Consider the following 15,448-nt stretch of genomic DNA (forward strand, 5'->3'; position numbering starts at 1 on the left):
TGATTTTCACTAGCTTTCTACGGCCCCCGCGGCGCTAGAGGGCCAAGTCCCGCTGGCTTCGATTCTAGTAACAAGGCGGGTGTGGGTAGTATCCGCAGGGAGGGCGGTAGTAGTAGGGATGGTAGTAGGGCGCGGCCGCGCTATACCAGGCGGCTCGGTACGCGGAGCGGCGCGCGACGCCCGCGAACGACATGGGCGTGAACGGCATGCCGATGATGTCGATGAACACCGAAGCCGGCCCATCTCCTCCCGTCAGGCTGCCCTCCAGGACCTCGACGTTGAATGTCAATGTGTCGCCGTCGAGCTTCGGGTCCTTCAGGACGACGACGACGTCGCTGACTCTGGAAGCGTCACTGGCCAGCATCGAGACGGTGGCGTTCGGCGGATCCTTGGCAAAAGTCCCGCGCCCGGGCGCCCACTCGCGCATGAGATGGGCGGTGAGCGCGTGCCCGGCCGCGCGCACCGGGCGGTCGGCGAACACGATCGAGTTCGGTGCCACGCCGGTCAGCGTCAGCGTTGTCCCTGCGAGGCTGGCTCCGCGTGCATTCATCACGATCAGCGAAGGCACCATCTCCTTCTTGGCTGGTGCGCCGATCGTCTTCTGTGTGGGCTCGGTGATCGCATCCTGCGCCAGCGTCAACTGCGGCGCGCAGAGCAGCCCGACCACGCCTGCAACCACGCAAGCGGTCGGAAAGCTCTTGGTCCACCTGCCGTTGCGTTTCATCGCTTTGCACTCCCTTTTTCCGGCCTTCCCCCCGGCCTGACGGGGCCGGCATCATCTGATGACGGGAGGTGCCGTTGACTCCGTGGTCAGAACCGGATGGTGACGCCGAGGATCGGCCCGTAGAGCGCCAGGTCGTCGAGCGGCGCATGGCCGCCGAGGTCGTAGCCGAGGTAGCGGTAGCCGATCGCGCCGGAGACCGAGTTGCTGAAGGAGTATTCGACCGCGCCGAGCACCTGCCAGGTGAGGTCGGAGTTGCCGGCGCCGATATCGGCGTAGCCGATCAGCGAGAAGCCGTCGCCGAGCTCGACGCCGGCGCGGACGCCGACCAGGCCGTCGACGATCGTGGCGCTGTCGCTGAAGCCGCGCGAGCGGCCGAAGGGGCCCTGGCCCTTGAAGTCGCCGTCGACCCACAGGCTCAGGATCCGGGCGCCGACCAGGAGATCGACGCCGAGCTTCGGCTCGTCCACCACCCGGGCGGTGGCGCCGACCGTGGCCACAAGGGCCTCCAAGTTGGTGTGGTACCGGGTCCTGAAGGGGCCGGACAGGTTGCCGTCGCCGCTGAGGGACACGTAGTCGAGGTCGACGAGCAGGCCAATCCGGTCGTAGCGGACCGTGCCGACGATCATGGCGGCGAAGTCGAGATCGCTCAGGATGTCGGAGAAGTCCTTGTCGATCGACAGCGATGGGACGTTGCGGGTCGCCCGCGTGCTGCCGCTGACCGAGGGCAGCCAGGCATAGGGCGTGATCCGGACAAACCACGGCCCTGCTGGTGCGCTCGCGGGTGGCACAGTCATGTCCTGGGCCGCGGCCGGACCGCCGAAGGCTGCGCACCATAGAACCCCGGTGAACATGCCGATCGCGCATGCTCGCCGGGCGGTGCCGGCAAGGACCGTCGCCATTTCGGGCTTCCTCTCTCGCTTTGCGCCAGGTCAGCGTCGCGGCGTCATCGGCCCATGGTGATCTGGACCGCATCGGCGCCGAGGCTCAGCATCAGCCCCTCCCGCTTGGCCACCAGATGCATGACGACGCCACTCTCGTTCTGCAGCCAGAGATCGCCGCCGCTCGCGGTGCCGATGGCAAAACCATAACGGCCTTGGGCATAGGTCCCTGGGAACTGCTCGATGCTCTGCAGATTGTAGACCTCGCCGCGGGCTTCGACCGTCGACAGGCCGATGCCGCCGATGCCGACCCCGCCGACCCTGAACGGGTAGCTCCGTCCGCGGAAGAAGACGGTGCCGCTGCCGCCTGTGCCGCTGCCGATATAGGCGGCCTGGACCTCATGCATCTCCACCGTGGCATCCGGCGCCCGACCCTGAACCGACGCGGGAGCGCCTCCTGAATCCTGGTTCGAGCACGCCGCAAGCAACATCGCGGCGGCTGCCAGCCACGCGCCGAGCTGCATCATCCGCCGAGGGCGGGCAGGGGCCTGTTGGGATGTCGAATTCATCACGGCAATCGCTCCATGCAAAATGGGTCAAAAAGGTGGGTCAGGCCGGACCGGTAGACCTGACGGGGGCCGGCTGGGCTGACCTGGACTGACGTGGCGCCGCGTCGCCGACCCTTGAGGTCGGCTGTCGCTCATGGGCATCTGTAGGTGATCTGCCCATAGGCGTTCACGACCTGTACGCAAGCGGGTGCGGGGGCGACCACCACCGGCGCGGCAGCGGCAGCACCCGCGGCCGCGCCCACGGCGACGGCCCGGCGTGTCGTGCGCCGGGCGACCCCGGCGTAGCTCAGCGGCGTCAGCGGGCGTCCGATGCGGGCGTGGGCCTGGGTTATCAGCGTGGGACCATGGCTCAGCGAGATCTCGCCGCTCCACAGGAGGCCGACCGCGCCTGCAATCACCACAAGCGGCATATGAACCAGAATCCTGGCGAGAGGTGTCATTGCTGGCCTCCTGTCGCGACGCCGGGCGGGACCTCGTCGAGATGTTCCAGCGCATCCATGCCGATCTTCTTGGCGTCCTGCGGCAGCTTGAGCGCGAATTGCTCCGCCCCCGCCGGCACGTCCGTCTCCCACGTCTTGATGCGCAGCGTGTATTGCGGCGCCGCGGCGATCGCCTTGCTGGTGATGACGAGCTTGCGCGGGATCGGCTGCTCGCCGATCTCGACCCAGAGCTGCCAGTCGGTGTCCTGGTTGCGGAACGCCAGATGCTCGCATTCGATGCCGTCGATGACGCCTTGGCCGATGTGCTTCGCCTCGATGACGTCCGCCATCAGTTCGTCATAGACGCGCGAGAGCAGGAGATCGGCCCCCGGCGCCGAGACCGAATACTCGGTCCGCAATCTGTCGATGAGCTGATCGACCGTCCCGGGCGTGTCCAGCTGCGCGAAGGCGTTGATGCTCCTGCCATAGACGGTGAGCGTCTTGCCGTCGAAGGACTGCTCGACATCGGCGTAGCCACCCGTCCGCCGCATGCGCAGCTTGTCCGGACGGCTCAGCAGCACCTCGCCCGAGCTGGTGAACTGAATTTTCTCGAGCTGGGGCGTGATCACCTCGATATCGGCATCGAATGCGATCGAAAGCGTCTTCTGGCTCGTCACGTAGTCGGCCATCGCTTTGAGGATGGCGGGGGCATCATCGTCCTGGGCCCGGACGGGCAGCACGACCGACGCGCTCAGCGTCAGAACCGCAACAGCCATCGCAGCGAGCCGCCCGAGAGGGGGGCGGGTAGAGATCGAACAAACCCCGTGGTCCATTGACGGCCTCCGAGCGACGCGTCGGGTCGACAGCGGCGCAACGGGCCCGACCGGGATCTATGATCGCCGGGCCGAGCCGCACACGTCGATGTCAGCGGGGAGGGTGCCGGCGGCGGCAGTGCTTGGGCAGGTAACCGCGGGTAATTTACCGTTGCCGTGGCCGATCCAGCGCCAGCGAAGCGGCTAAATTCCCGCCTGTGGAATGGTGAGCCCGGCCTTGCGCAGCCCGGCGACGACTGCGCGAATGATCTCCGGCGCCACATTCCGGGCCTGCAGGTCGGTCACGACCTCGTCGCCGTAGTTGGGGTTGAGCTTCAGCAGCAGGTCGACCTCCGCAGCCGCCTGCTCTTTCCGCCCGAGTTGGGCATAGGCGATCGCATGGGCCACATGCGTGAACCGATTGTCCCGCTGGTCGATCTTCAAGGCCTCGGTGAGCGCGTCCTCGTATTGTCCGGCCATGTAGTGCGCCAGGAAGAAACCGAGGCGATAGATGGTCGGCTGGCCCGGGTTGCGGGCGAAGGCTTCGGTCAGCAGCGGCAAGCCCTCGGCGAATTGTCCTCTCAGGCACAAACGGCCTCCGAGATCGGCCAGGAGCTCCGCATTGTTCGGGTTGCGCGCCAGGCCGGCGCGAGCGGCCGCAAAGCTCTGCTCGACATCGTGCCTCAGCCAGAACACGAGGTGCTGCGCCTGGTAACCAAGCGGCGCGTCGGGGGCCAAGACGACGGCACGCTGCGCCAGCACCAACGCGCGCTCAAGCGGCTCGAAGGCCACGGCATCAGCGTGTATGCCGAAACGCACCACATCGGCATAGACCAGGGCCAGCGCGGCCCAGGCGTCGGCGTAGTCCGGGTCGTCGACGATCGTCCGCTCCAGGCAATTGCGCACGGAAGGGTAGAGGGTGCTCTCCGTCCGGCGCCAATAGGCATAGAAGAGCAGGACGCATTCATAGGAACTGAACTGCTCCGGCGCCTTGGCGATCAATCCGGTGATCTTGTCCCCGTAGATGGCGCCGTAAGGCTGTGCCACGCTGTCGACGACACGGCGCGCGATCTCCGCTTGGATGTCGACGATCCGGGCGGGAACGACCGGGCTCTCATAGGATTGCGACCAGAGATGACGGCCCGTCTTGCCGTCGATCAGCGAGACCAGCAGCCGGATTCGGTCCGGCGTCGCGCTGACGCTTCCGGACAGCGCATAATCGGCCGATAGCTGCCGTGCGAGGGCGTCGGTGCTGTTCCCCGGGCCGAGCCCGAGGCTGGTGTCGGCGCCGAACACGAAGAGGTACTTATAGCGGCTCAGTGCGGCGATGATTTCGTGGGTCAGGCCGGCCCCGAGATGGAGGCGGGCGGCGTCGGGATCGCGCTCCTCAAGCTGCGCCACCACCACCGCCGGGCCGCGTCGCATGGTCGCCTCGGTTTGCGCATTGGGCCGTGTGAACGCATCCAGGCGCCAGACGGCGCCGAGCACGATGACTGCGACCGCGATCAGAATACCGCTCAGCGGAAACCGGCCTAGCCGGCTGAGCCTATCCGCAAGAAGGTGGACCTTGGGCGGTGCAATCGATGCGGGGCTTGCCAGGTCCGTCGAGTCCGACGGCGATAGGGGTGGTGGGACTGGAGGTCGGTCGATCGTCGGCCCCACCGCTTCCCTGGCGGTGAAGGTCGGGACATAGGTGCCTTTCGGGATGGTGATACGGATCGCGTCGTCCTGGCCGCCGGTGAGATAGTAGTGGTCCAGCGAACGCCGCAGCCGGCTGGCCTCGATCCGGACGATCGGATCGACCTGCGGGTCGAAGCTCTCATCGCGATCGAACACCGCCACGGCGATGCTGTAGCCCTTGATGCGGTCGGCCCGCCCCGCGAGCGTCTCTTCGACGACGTGCCGGAGAAATCGGCGATTCCGCTCGGACACGTTGAAATCCGCGCTGGCGAGAATGCGTTCGAGCGCCTCGTGGATCGCCTCGGCCGGCAGGGCAGGTGACGTCGCGTCCGCCATCACGCCACCCTCCGAGAGCCGGCGATCGCAGCGGCAGGCCAAGGATCGGCCGCGCGCCGGCTATGCGGGAATCGAAATTCTCCCCGAGGTCCCGCTACCACGCTCCGCCCCCTTCGCTGGCCTTCAACAACCACACTGGAGCGTCGATGGGTTGACGCCTCCATCATGCGGCCGCCTCCCCGCGGTGCAATGCAATACTCCCACTTGCCCGCATCCGGCTTGATCATGATCGGAGAGCAGGTGCTGAAACTGCCTTAAAACGACCGCCGGCAGCGGCTGCGTATGAGGCTGCCAGTCCGATGAAAAAGGCCATCGAGCGATTCCCGGACCTGGCGCATCTGATCGGCCCCCTCGCCGAGCAGAGTGAGACATTCCGTTCGCTCTGCGAAGATCACCAATTGGCTGTGGAGGCCCTGGATCGTCTCACCGCCAGGCGCCCGGTGGACGACAAGATGGTCCATGAATACCGGACGCTCGTGGAGGAGCTCGAAGCGGATATCGCGATGGCCCTAAAAAAAAGGGGCGGCGACGCAGATCACTAGATCGTCGATATCAACTCTGCCGAGCACAAGGTCATGTTCATAGGTCCGGCAAACTGCTGAGCCAGTTGAAGGTGGACGACATGGTGCAGATGCCCGTTCGGCTACACCGTCTCACACCTCCGACGGGTCGACAGCTGCCGGTCGCGTGAATGTCCGCTCTGGAGTATTGGTCGAAGGACCGCTTCTGGCGCGCCTCGGCCTGGCCACGCCGGCCATGAGGGGCGGCTGCGGCGGATCCGACAATGTCCGGTATCGGGGCGCCGACGTGATGTCTCGTTATGGCGCACGCCCGCCGGGGCGGAAAAGTTCCGCCCCTGGCCGGCGCGACCATCGGGGCACCGGGTGCCCAAAGATACCCCTAGAGTTCGAGCTGTTCGGAATTGCTGAGGGCGTCGTCAACCTCGATGCCGAAATATCGGACGGTGCTTTCCAGCTTCCTGTGCCCGAGCAGAAGCTGGACCGCTCTTAGATTCCCAGCCTTGCGATGGATCTAGGGTGCCTTGGTGCCGCGCATCGCTCCCGAGCGCACAAATAGGCCGGCAAGATTGTTTGGGCCAACGCATCGAGTGGAATCTCTAATAGATGCGGAGCATGAAACCCATAGGCGGACAATAGTTCCAAAATTCATCCAAAAACTTCATTGTCCGAATGAGAGCCGCAGCGTTGCGAGTGTCGAGGACTTGGAGACGAGTCCTGCCGCGACCCTGCATGGAACAGATCACCTTCAGTATGTGTGGGAGAACTGACTCCCGCAGGCGGGCGGACATGCCAGTCGTACGACAAGAGGCCGCATGGGGAGAGAAACCGGAGTCCCGCAGGGGAGCTCCCAGTGCAGTACGACAATTGTGCTGCTTGCTGCAGGCGCTCAGCGGAGCGCGCCATTATCGGCTCCTGGTCGGAGCCCTCGTATGCGCCCTCGTGGGCGTCATCTCCGCGGTAGCGTATGGTCAGATCGCGCTCAACGCCTGGAACGGGTCGTTCTACGACGCAATCGCCCGGCGGGACTTCTCCGCCCTGCAGCGCTCGATCTCGATGTTTTTCGTGATCGCCGGTGCACTGCTCCTGCTGATCGTCGCGCAGACCTGGCTGCAGGAGATGATCAAGGTCCGGCTGCGTGAGTGGCTGACACATGATCTCCTGGACAGCTGGCTCGTCCCGAAACGACCTTATCTCCTCGCCCAGGCCAGCGAACTCGGTCTCCATCCCGACCAGTATGTGCAGGCCGATGCGAGGCAACTCACAGAACTGTCAGCGACACTCGGCTGCGGTCTGCTGCAATCGGCATTGCTGCTGGTGAACTTCACAGGGCTCCTCTGGGCGTTGTCGGATCAGGTCGTCTTCGAACTCGATGTCGGCAGGCCGTTCAGCATTCCGGGCTATATGGTCTGGTGCGCGCTGATCTACGCGGTCGCCGGATCTTGGATGGCCTGGCTCGTCGGGCGGCCGCTCATCCGGCTGAATGCCGAGCGCCAGAACCGGGAAGCGGAACTCCGTTCCACACTGGCCCGTATCCATGGATCTGCCGAGGCGATCGCCATTCATGGCATCGAGGCTGGCGAGCGCGGTACCGCGGGTGGTGCCTTCGGTTCGGTGACGGAGCTGAGCCGCCAACTCGCAAATGGCGTCGCGCGGCTGACCTGGATCACATCGGGCTATGGCTGGCTCGGCCTCATCGTGCCGGTGATCGCGGCGCTGCCGGCCTATGCTGCCGGCAACCTCTCGCTGGGCGGTTTGATGATGGTGATCGGAGCCTTCAACCAGGTGCAGAACGCACTCCGCTGGTTCGTCGACAACGTCGACAAGATCGCCGACTGGCGCGCCAGGCTGCAGCGCGTGTCGAGCTTCCGGGAGAGCCTCCTCGCTCTCTCCGAAACGGCAGGACGAGACTCCGATCAGCATCGAACGCCGGCCCTCGAGAAGAACCGCGTTTCAGGAACTCGATCTGCTGCTGCCCGGCAGGCGGCGTAACCGATCTCGAAGTATTTCGGACGCCCGAACCAGTTCGCCGATGGCTGCCGCTCAGGACTGCTCCACCGAGGCCAAGCCCTGCAGCACCAACGGCTCCTTGCCCAGCCAGCGAACGCGCATGGCCTCTCGCACCAGCACGCCGATGGCGGGGGAATGCGGGCGTCCGCGAACCGTCACGAGGGAGACATCGCGCCAGAACTCCGGCTCGATGCATCTGCGGCCCACGACGCCCGGATAGTTGATCGAGTATTCCGGGATGAACCCGAAGCCCAGCCCGGCGGCGATCATTGCCAGCACCCAATCATCCCGTTCGCTGCTGTAGATCATGGGGGTGCGGACGTTCTGGGACAGGAAAACGGAGCTGGCGTATTCGTAGATCTCGCAGTTCCGACGATTGACGTAGTTCTCGCCGTCGAGATCCTGGACACGAATGGCATTGCGGTCGGCAAGGCGGTGGTTGGCGGCAAGGGCGATCATGAAGAATTCCCGGAACAGCTCGATATAGTGAAGGCGGTCGTTCGGCTCTTCACTTGGCAGGCAGTAGATTGCCGCCTCCAAATCGCCCGCCAGCAGCTTTTCCTCGAGCACCCGGGCGCTGGCGTCGACCAGCAGGAGTTCGACGGAGGGGTGTCGCTTTCGCACCGCCTCGATCAGGTCGAGCACGAGCGTCGGTGCGATCGTGCACATGATGCCGAGGCGAAGCTGGAGCTTCTTGCCGGTGACCAGCTCGAGTGCGGTCTTCTTCGCGGCCTGGGTCTGGTCATAGACCTGCTGCAGGTAGGGCTGCATCATGCGGCCGAGCTCGGACAAATGGGTGTTCGCGCGTTCCCGGTGGAACAGCAGCCCGCCGAGTTCCTCCTCCAGGAGCTTGATCGCGCGCGTCAACGACGGCTGCGCGACGTGGCAGGTTTCGGCCGCCCGCGTGAAGTTGAGCTGCTCGCATACGGCCAGGAAGTAGCGGATCTGATGCATCTCCATGGCAAATCCCCCTGCGGGCCGATCCGTGATTCTTTTCGGTGGAGGGGCGGATCTGGAAACGCCCCGGTCGTCCGGTCCGGCCTATGACATGAGTTGGTGGCAGAGTTGAGTGTACCGCGTCGCCCAGCCGGCCTGCCTAGCCGCAAAAGAGGTATTTCGCGCCGGGAGGGGCTCAGAACGCATTCCAATCGAAGCTCCGCGCCATGCGCACGAACGTCGACACCGCTGGCGAGTGAGGCCGCCCGGAAACTGTGGCGATGGCGATCCGCCGGGTCACCTCCGGGTTGACCAGGGTCCGGGAGGGCAGGTTCGGCAGCATCGGCATGTATTCGGGAACGAAGGAGATCCCGAAGCCGGCCATGATCATGCTCTGGATCCAGTCCTCCCGCGTGCTCTCGTATCGCTCCTGCAGCTCGATGCCGAGATCGGTCAGGGTCGCGTCGAAGAAATCGATGAACTCGCAGTTGAGCCGGGTCAGATAGGGCTCCTGGTGAACGTCGGCGAAGGCAACCATGTTGAGCGTCTCGAAGCGATGCCCCGGCGGGAACGCGACGAGAAACCGCTCCTGATAAAGCGGCAGGGTCCTCAGCCGGTCCGGAAGCGCCGCCTGCTCGGAGAGGATCGCCAGATCGAGCTCGCCGCCCAGCAGCATCTCCGACAGCTCGCGCGGCGTGGAATCGGTCAGGCGTAGGTCGATTGCCGGCTGTTCCCGCTGCAGGCGCTGGAGCAGGCCGATCAGCCGGGTCGGCCCGATCGTGCACATCACCCCGAGGTTGAGGACGGCGCGGTCGAGTTGGACATAGCCCTGGGCGTGGGCCTTGGCTGCGGCGGCCTGGCCCATGACCGTCTCGAAATGCGGCCGCATCAGTCGGCCGAGATCGGTCATATGCGTCCGCCGCCGCTCGCGGTGGAAGAGGGGGCCTCCGAGCTCCTCCTCCAGCTTCTGGATCGCCCTCGTCAGCGACGGCTGGGCGACGTTGCACCTCTCCGCCGCGCGCGTGAAGTTCAGCGTCTCGCACATCGCCAGGAAGTAGCGGATCTGATGCATCTCCATGGTGGATCGGCTCTCGAAGACGCATGGGGCGACGGCGTGCTCTGGGATTCCCTGGTCAGGACCGACGGGATTCGATCCAACGGAACAGGAGATGATCGAGCGAGATCCGCCCGGGGCCACGGATCGCGATCACGAGCAGCAGGAAGATCCAATAGATGTGCTCGGCATTGTCGTAGGCCGGGTTGCTGGCCCCGAGCACGAACTGGATGACGAGGCTGATGCCGATCAGCGGCAGCGCCGCGAGCCGCGTCATCAGGCCGATGACGAGCAGCACGGGCATGGCGAGCTCGCAGGTCGTCCCCATGACCGCCGCCACCGAGGTGGGCAGCAGCGGAACCCGATACTCCTCCTGAAACAGGAAGAGGGTGGCGTCCCAGTCCTGGATCTTGGTGAGCCCCGAATTGAAGAAGACCCGCGCGATCCAGAGACGGATGGCGAACTGCAGCACGGGCGCGGCCCAGGTCTCGATCAGATCGATCGCGCGTCTGACGGTCGTCGCCGCGCGGGCGGCTAGGGCGATGCCGGGGGCCGGAATGGTCACGATCATGAGTCTCTCCCTCGAGTGGGGTGAAGCGAGAAGCCGCAGAAGGTGCCGCGCGACAGATGGGCCGCGAGCGCTGCCTGCAAATCGAACTCGGGATCGACGGCTTCGCCGGCGGCCGCGGCCACGTCCAGCGGCATGCCCGTACGAGCCGTTCTCAGGAATGCAAGGTCGCCGGCGGTGAGCGCCGCCATCTCCACGGCGCCGCCGCTGCGCAGAACCAGGAGGGCGCCGGCAGGCGACTGGCCCGTCATCGGTTTCTCGCTCCAGAGCGCCAGAAGCGGGCGGGCCGAGGCGATAAGGCGGACGGAGGGATGGAGCCGGAAGACGATGTCCCGGCTGCGCTCGGGCGCGACGGCGGCCAGTCGGTCCGGCCGAAGCGGCGTCGCCTCAGCGGCAAAGCACGTCTCGACGCGGGCCCATTCCAGCCGGGCGAGATCGGGAAGCGCGGGATCGATGTCCGCCCCGGCCGCGGCCGAGAGGAAGACCGGAAAGCTCTCGCCATAGGCCAGGAGCTGCGGCCGCCGCGGCGGCGACCCCTCGATATAGGCCCGGGCCAGGACGGCAAACCGCTGCTCCCCCAGCCGGCGGGCGGTGACCGGGAAGGCGGCGCGCAGGGCCTCGGTCAGTGAGGCGAGCAGGTTGTGGCGATGAATCGCGAGCCGGCGGGCGGCCGGCACGCGGTCGCTGATGATCGTGGCACAGGCGGCGTCGGGAATCCCCTGCAGCATCGCGCCGCGGAAGGCGGTCTGGAGGTCATGCAGCATCGCGCACCGCCCGGTTCTCGCGAACCGCATCGAGCAGCCGGTCGGCCTTCTCGGCCTCCGCCAGCAGCACCGGCAGTTCGGGCACCGCCGTATCCCATTCGACCAGGACCGGCAGCGGCCCGGTGCGCTTCAGGGCCACCTGAAGCAGCTGCCACACCAGCGCATCGACCGGCGACCCGTGGTCATCGATCAGCAGCCGCTCCGTATCGAAACGCGCGACCGTGTGGCCGGCCACATGGATCTCCTCGACTGCCTCCCAGGGCACGCTATCGAGATAGCGGCCGGCGTCGAAGCCGGTGTTGAAGGCCGAGACGTGGATGTTGTTGACATCGAGCAGCAGCCCGCAGCCGGTGCGCTGCACGATCGCCCGCAGGAACTCCCACTCCGCCATCGTCGACTCCGTGAAGGCGACGTAGCTGGACGGGTTCTCGACCAGGATGCGGCGCCTGAAGACCTCCTGCGCCTGATCGATGTTGCGGCAGATCACGGCCAGCGCCTCGTCGGTGAAAGGCAGCGGCAGCAGGTCGTTCAGGAACACGCCGCCGGTGACGCTCCAGGCGACATGCTCGGAGACGAAGGCCGGGGCGAAGCGGTCGTAGAATCCGCGCAGGGCCCGGAGATGCCGGCGGTCCAGGCCTTCGGCGGAGCCGAGCGACAGGCCGACGCCGTGGCAGCTCAACGGGAAGTCCCGGCGGATCCGCTCCAGCGCGGCGAGCCGCGGACCGCCGGGCGAGAGATAGTTCTCGCTGTGGACCTCGATCCAGCCCGCGGCAGGCGGCTGGCGCAGAAAATCCACCACGTGGCGGTGGCGAAGGCCGATACCCGCGCGGGCGGGTATCGGCGCCGCCGCCGCATTCGCACCGGGGGAGGGGGGGCGCATGCGGTTCGACCTCTGGCTCAAGGCCTGTCTACGGGTCAGCTCTTCTTGTTCGGGTTCACGCCCTGGAACGGCTTCGGCTGGCCGCCGAGCTCGGTGCAAACACCTGCCGCAACGGCTCGCCACTCACCGCCGTCGTAATCGACCTTCGACTGACCGGCGCAGGAGTGGGTTCCGGCCTCGTTGGCACAGCTGTTCTGGCCGGCGAGCGAGATGCCGTAGCACTTCTCCAGCTCGGCCGCGCGCGCCTGGTTCGGCGCCGCGATCGCCGCCAGGGCGACTGCGCCGAACAGGGCGGTGGCGATGTTCAGGGCGGTGGTCTTGGTGGTCATCTGTCCTCTCCTGTCGATGGCGCCGCGTTCGGCGCGGGAACAGGATCACGCTAATTCCTTGATCCTCCTCGATAAAATGCCATGTCCTTATGGGTTCGATAGTCGCCGGCTATGACACGTCGCGCCGCCGGAACGCGAAACGGCGGCCGTCCGGCCGCCGTCTTCCATGGATTGTCTCGGGGATCAGGAACCTGTCCCGACCCCGGCTGCCGCGATGGCCGGAGCCTCTGCAGGAACGGCTGGTGTGATCTCCATCCTGCTTCGCTTGCGGCCCGCTTCCCGTCCGCGCCAGAATTCCGGGATGTCGCGGCGGAACCGGCGCATCACCAGATTGGCGAGAAGACCGGTCCACCCGGTCTGGTGCGCAGCGCCGAGCCCCTGGCCGGTGTCGGCATGGAAATACTCGTAGAACAGCAGCAGGTCCTGCCAGTGCGGATCGTCGTGGAACGGCGGCTGGGTTGCCATGGCGGGCCGCGGCTCGCCGTTGCTCCGGGGACGATAGAGATCGACCAGACGCTCCGCGATCAGCGTCGCGATCTCCTTCAGCGTGAGGCGGCGATCGGCGAGGCAGGGAACAGGAACCGTGAACCCGTTGCCGAGAAAGCGATGGAACTTCTCCAGCGCCAGGACCAGTGAATAGTTCACCGGCAGCCAGATCGGGCCGCGCCAGTTCGAATTGCCCCCGAACAGGCCGGAATTCGACTCGCCCGGGACATATTCGATGATCGCCTGGCCGATCCCGGGCAGGGTGCCCAGGTCCCGCCGTTCCGCATGGATGCGGCTGACGCTGCGGACGCCGTAGGGCGACAGGAACTCGTCCTCCTTCAGCAGATGCTCGAGGATCCGCGGCAGCATCGCATGGTCGACGATGGCGAGCAGGTGCTCGCCCCGCTCGTTCTCCCAATCCGGGCAGGCGCAGATGGAATGACCGCGGAAGACGCCGCCCTTGTGGTGATGCAGCATCGCGCGGAAGCGCGGGACCTTGGTGAGCAGCCGCCGGTCGACGACCTCAGTGGCGAAGAGCGGGATCAGGCCGACCATCGAATAGACATCGATGCGGTGCGCGCGACCGTCCGGATCGATGATCAGGTCCTTGAAGAACCCCGCCTCCTCGTCCCACAGCGGCACGCCCGTGCCGGCTTGGCCGCCGATCGCGTTGGCGATGGCGAGGAACTGCTGATAGGTCTGGATCGCGATGTTCTCGTAATCCGGGTCCTCCGTGGCCAGCTCCAGCGCCATGACAGTCATGTTCAGGGCGAACATCGCCATCCAGCCGGTCGCATCCGCCTGCTTCAGCCGGAAACCCTGCGGCAGCGGACGGGAGCGGTCGAACACCGAGATGTTGTCGAGCCCAAGGAAGCCGCCCTCGAACACGTTGTGGCCGTCGCCGTCCTTCCGGTTGATCCACCACGCGTAATAGAGCAGCAGCTTGTGGAAGACGCGGTGCAGGAAATGCAGGTCGCCGGCGCCGCGCTGCACCCGCTCCGCCCGGAACACCTTCAGTGCCGCGGCGGCGTGGAGCGGCGGGTTGACGTCCTCGAACGCCCATTCATAGGCCGGAATCTGGCCGTTGGGATGGAGGTAGTTTTCCTTCAGCAGGATCTCGACCTGATCCTTGGCGAAGTCGACATCCACCAGGGCCAGCGCGCCGCAGTGATAGGCCAGGTCCCAGGCCGCGAACCAGGGATACTCCCACTTGTCCGGCATAGAGATCACATCGCCGGCCTTGAAGTGCTTCCACTTGCTGTTCCGGCCGCCGAGCCGGCTGGACGGCGGGGTCAGCCGGTCCCCCTTCAGCCAGCGCTCGACATCGAAATGGAAGAACTGCTTGGACCAGATCATGCCGGCGAGGGTCTGGCGCAGGATCCGATGCTCCTCGCCGCCGGCATCGGGGAGGAGGTCGGCGAAGAACGCATCCGCTTCGGCGCGGCGTTCGGCGAAGACGGGCTCGCTGCGGGCGAAGGGCGCATCCAGCGCCGCGCCTGAGAGCACCAGCTCGATCGTGACGCTGTCCCGCGCCGGCACCTCCAGCCTCGACCATGCCGCGAATTTAGTGCCCTGCCGGTCGGGATTGACCGCCGCCTCCTCGCCCCGGATGACCCGGCGATGGAAGGCGTCCTTCACATAGGGCGAGGGGTTCGGCTGGCCCCACAGCCGCTCCAGGTTGGTGTCGTTCCCGGTGAACAGCGGCTCTGCCGGATGGCGGCCATAGAGATAACGCCGACCGAGGGCCGGGTGGTCGGCTTTGACGGCCCAGGCGGCCCCTTCCGGCGGCGGATCGAAACGAAGGATCGGCCGGTCGCCGTCCTCGTCCCAGGACCAGGTGTTGCGGAACCAGAGGGTCGGCAGCAGATGCAGCACCGCCGCCTGGGGCCCGCGATTGTGCGCCGTGATCCGGATATGGACCTCGTCCGGCCCGGCCTTGGCGTAGACCACCTCCACATCCCAGTAACGCCCGTCGGAGAAGACGCCAGTGTCCATAAGTCCAAACGGCGGCTCGTGCCGGCCGCGACGGCGGTTCTCCTCGACCAGCCGGGCATAGGAGTACTCGGCCTGGGGATATTTGTAGAGATAACGCAGCCAGCTGTGGGAGGGTGTTGCGTCAAGATAGAAGTAATACTCCTTCACATCCTCGCCGTGATTGCCCTGATTGCCGGTCAGGCCGAAGGCGCGTTCCTTCAGGATCGGGTCACGCCCGTTCCACAGGGCGAGCCCGAAGCACAGGAGCTGCCGGTCGTCGCTCAGCCCGGCCAGGCCGTCCTCGCTCCAGCGATAGGCCCGGGACCGCGCCTGGTCGTGGTCGAAATGCTCCCAGGCCTCGCCATAGGGGCTGTAGTCCTCGCGCACCGTGCCCCAGGCGCGTTCCGACAGATAGGGACCCCAGCGGCGCCAGTCCTCGGCGCCGCTGCGCTGTGCTTCCAGCCTCTTCTGCTCGGCGTTCAAGGTGGGCATGACGGCATTCTCCTCTGAC

At 66.2% G+C, this 15,448-nt stretch carries 15 protein-coding genes; 2 read left to right on the top strand and 13 right to left on the bottom strand.

Annotated features, from left to right (window positions below):
- Positions 1–64: 64 nt before the first annotated feature.
- The 6 genes from KXR53_RS15155 to KXR53_RS15180 form a co-directional block, all read right to left on the bottom strand.
- A complete protein-coding gene (locus KXR53_RS15155; RefSeq protein WP_437376051.1) occupies positions 65–724 on the bottom strand; it encodes a hypothetical protein in 660 nt (219 codons plus the stop codon).
- An 86-nt stretch (positions 725–810) separates the two neighbouring features.
- Positions 811–1,623, bottom strand: a complete 813-nt coding sequence (locus KXR53_RS15160) for a hypothetical protein (protein WP_437376052.1) — start codon at positions 1,621–1,623, stop codon at positions 811–813.
- 44 nt (positions 1,624–1,667) lie between these two features.
- Positions 1,668–2,015 carry a hypothetical protein gene (locus tag KXR53_RS15165; RefSeq protein ID WP_437376054.1) on the bottom strand — a complete coding sequence of 116 codons (348 nt, stop codon included), beginning with the start codon at positions 2,013–2,015 and terminating at the stop codon, positions 1,668–1,670.
- A gap of 287 nt (positions 2,016–2,302) precedes the next feature.
- On the bottom strand, positions 2,303–2,611 hold the full coding sequence (locus KXR53_RS15170; protein ID WP_437376055.1) for a hypothetical protein: 309 nt from the start codon (positions 2,609–2,611) through the stop codon (positions 2,303–2,305).
- A complete protein-coding gene (locus tag KXR53_RS15175) occupies positions 2,608–3,423 on the bottom strand; it encodes a DUF2092 domain-containing protein (protein WP_437376056.1) in 816 nt (271 codons plus the stop codon). Before KXR53_RS15175 ends, KXR53_RS15170 begins: the two co-directional genes overlap by 4 nt.
- Before the next feature lie 183 nt (positions 3,424–3,606).
- Positions 3,607–5,418, bottom strand: a complete 1,812-nt coding sequence (locus tag KXR53_RS15180; RefSeq protein WP_437376057.1) for a tetratricopeptide repeat protein — start codon at positions 5,416–5,418, stop codon at positions 3,607–3,609.
- A 299-nt stretch (positions 5,419–5,717) separates the two neighbouring features.
- Here KXR53_RS15180 and KXR53_RS15185 point away from each other — a divergent pair, with 299 nt between their 5' ends.
- Together KXR53_RS15185 and KXR53_RS15190 are read left to right on the top strand one after the other, a co-directional pair.
- On the top strand, positions 5,718–5,960 hold the full coding sequence (locus KXR53_RS15185; protein ID WP_437376058.1) for a hypothetical protein: 243 nt from the start codon (positions 5,718–5,720) through the stop codon (positions 5,958–5,960).
- 852 nt (positions 5,961–6,812) lie between these two features.
- Entirely contained in the window at positions 6,813–7,928 is a 1,116-nt protein-coding gene (locus tag KXR53_RS15190; protein ID WP_437376060.1) for an SbmA/BacA-like family transporter, read from the top strand.
- Between the two features lie 51 nt (positions 7,929–7,979).
- On the opposite strand, the gene KXR53_RS15195 is transcribed toward KXR53_RS15190, so the two are convergent.
- The 7 genes from KXR53_RS15195 to KXR53_RS15225 form a co-directional block, all read right to left on the bottom strand.
- Positions 7,980–8,906, bottom strand: a complete 927-nt coding sequence (locus tag KXR53_RS15195) for a LysR family transcriptional regulator (RefSeq protein WP_437376062.1) — start codon at positions 8,904–8,906, stop codon at positions 7,980–7,982.
- A gap of 172 nt (positions 8,907–9,078) precedes the next feature.
- Positions 9,079–9,960, bottom strand: coding sequence for a LysR family transcriptional regulator (locus KXR53_RS15200; protein ID WP_437376063.1), 882 nt, complete (start codon positions 9,958–9,960; stop codon positions 9,079–9,081).
- A gap of 55 nt (positions 9,961–10,015) precedes the next feature.
- Positions 10,016–10,507: a DoxX family protein gene (locus tag KXR53_RS15205; RefSeq protein ID WP_437376065.1), complete on the bottom strand. Its 492-nt coding sequence runs from the start codon at positions 10,505–10,507 to the stop codon at positions 10,016–10,018.
- Positions 10,504–11,268, bottom strand: coding sequence for an HvfC/BufC family peptide modification chaperone (locus KXR53_RS15210; protein WP_437376066.1), 765 nt, complete (start codon positions 11,266–11,268; stop codon positions 10,504–10,506). Before KXR53_RS15210 ends, KXR53_RS15205 begins: the two co-directional genes overlap by 4 nt.
- Complete coding sequence (bufB, locus tag KXR53_RS15215; protein ID WP_437376068.1) at positions 11,258–12,148, bottom strand: MNIO family bufferin maturase; 891 nt, start codon at positions 12,146–12,148, stop codon at positions 11,258–11,260. The genes KXR53_RS15210 and bufB overlap by 11 nt, the downstream gene beginning before the upstream one ends.
- 35 nt (positions 12,149–12,183) lie before the next feature.
- Entirely contained in the window at positions 12,184–12,477 is a 294-nt protein-coding gene (locus KXR53_RS15220; protein ID WP_437376070.1) for a BufA1 family periplasmic bufferin-type metallophore, read from the bottom strand.
- Positions 12,478–12,660: 183 nt separating this feature from the next.
- Positions 12,661–15,429 (bottom strand): MGH1-like glycoside hydrolase domain-containing protein, encoded by a 2,769-nt coding sequence (locus tag KXR53_RS15225; RefSeq protein WP_437376072.1) that lies wholly within the window; start codon positions 15,427–15,429, stop codon positions 12,661–12,663.
- Positions 15,430–15,448 lie beyond the last annotated feature (19 nt).

The sequence above is a fragment of the Inquilinus limosus genome (assembly GCF_051487185.1).
Lineage (GTDB): Bacteria > Pseudomonadota > Alphaproteobacteria > DSM-16000 > Inquilinaceae > Inquilinus > Inquilinus limosus_F.

Coding starts and splice junctions, on each gene's coding strand:
- KXR53_RS15220 (WP_437376070.1), bottom strand. CDS start 12,477: ATGACCACCAAGACCACCGCCCTGAACATCGCCACCGCCCTGTTCGGC.
- KXR53_RS15200 (WP_437376063.1), bottom strand. CDS start 9,960: ATGGAGATGCATCAGATCCGCTACTTCCTGGCGATGTGCGAGACGCTG.
- bufB (WP_437376068.1), bottom strand. CDS start 12,148: ATGCGCCCCCCCTCCCCCGGTGCGAATGCGGCGGCGGCGCCGATACCC.
- KXR53_RS15185 (WP_437376058.1), top strand. CDS start 5,718: ATGAAAAAGGCCATCGAGCGATTCCCGGACCTGGCGCATCTGATCGGC.
- KXR53_RS15195 (WP_437376062.1), bottom strand. CDS start 8,906: ATGGAGATGCATCAGATCCGCTACTTCCTGGCCGTATGCGAGCAGCTC.
- KXR53_RS15225 (WP_437376072.1), bottom strand. CDS start 15,429: ATGCCCACCTTGAACGCCGAGCAGAAGAGGCTGGAAGCACAGCGCAGC.
- KXR53_RS15210 (WP_437376066.1), bottom strand. CDS start 11,268: ATGCTGCATGACCTCCAGACCGCCTTCCGCGGCGCGATGCTGCAGGGG.
- KXR53_RS15180 (WP_437376057.1), bottom strand. CDS start 5,418: ATGGCGGACGCGACGTCACCTGCCCTGCCGGCCGAGGCGATCCACGAG.
- KXR53_RS15160 (WP_437376052.1), bottom strand. CDS start 1,623: ATGGCGACGGTCCTTGCCGGCACCGCCCGGCGAGCATGCGCGATCGGC.
- KXR53_RS15175 (WP_437376056.1), bottom strand. CDS start 3,423: ATGGACCACGGGGTTTGTTCGATCTCTACCCGCCCCCCTCTCGGGCGG.
- KXR53_RS15155 (WP_437376051.1), bottom strand. CDS start 724: ATGAAACGCAACGGCAGGTGGACCAAGAGCTTTCCGACCGCTTGCGTG.
- KXR53_RS15170 (WP_437376055.1), bottom strand. CDS start 2,611: ATGACACCTCTCGCCAGGATTCTGGTTCATATGCCGCTTGTGGTGATT.
- KXR53_RS15205 (WP_437376065.1), bottom strand. CDS start 10,507: ATGATCGTGACCATTCCGGCCCCCGGCATCGCCCTAGCCGCCCGCGCG.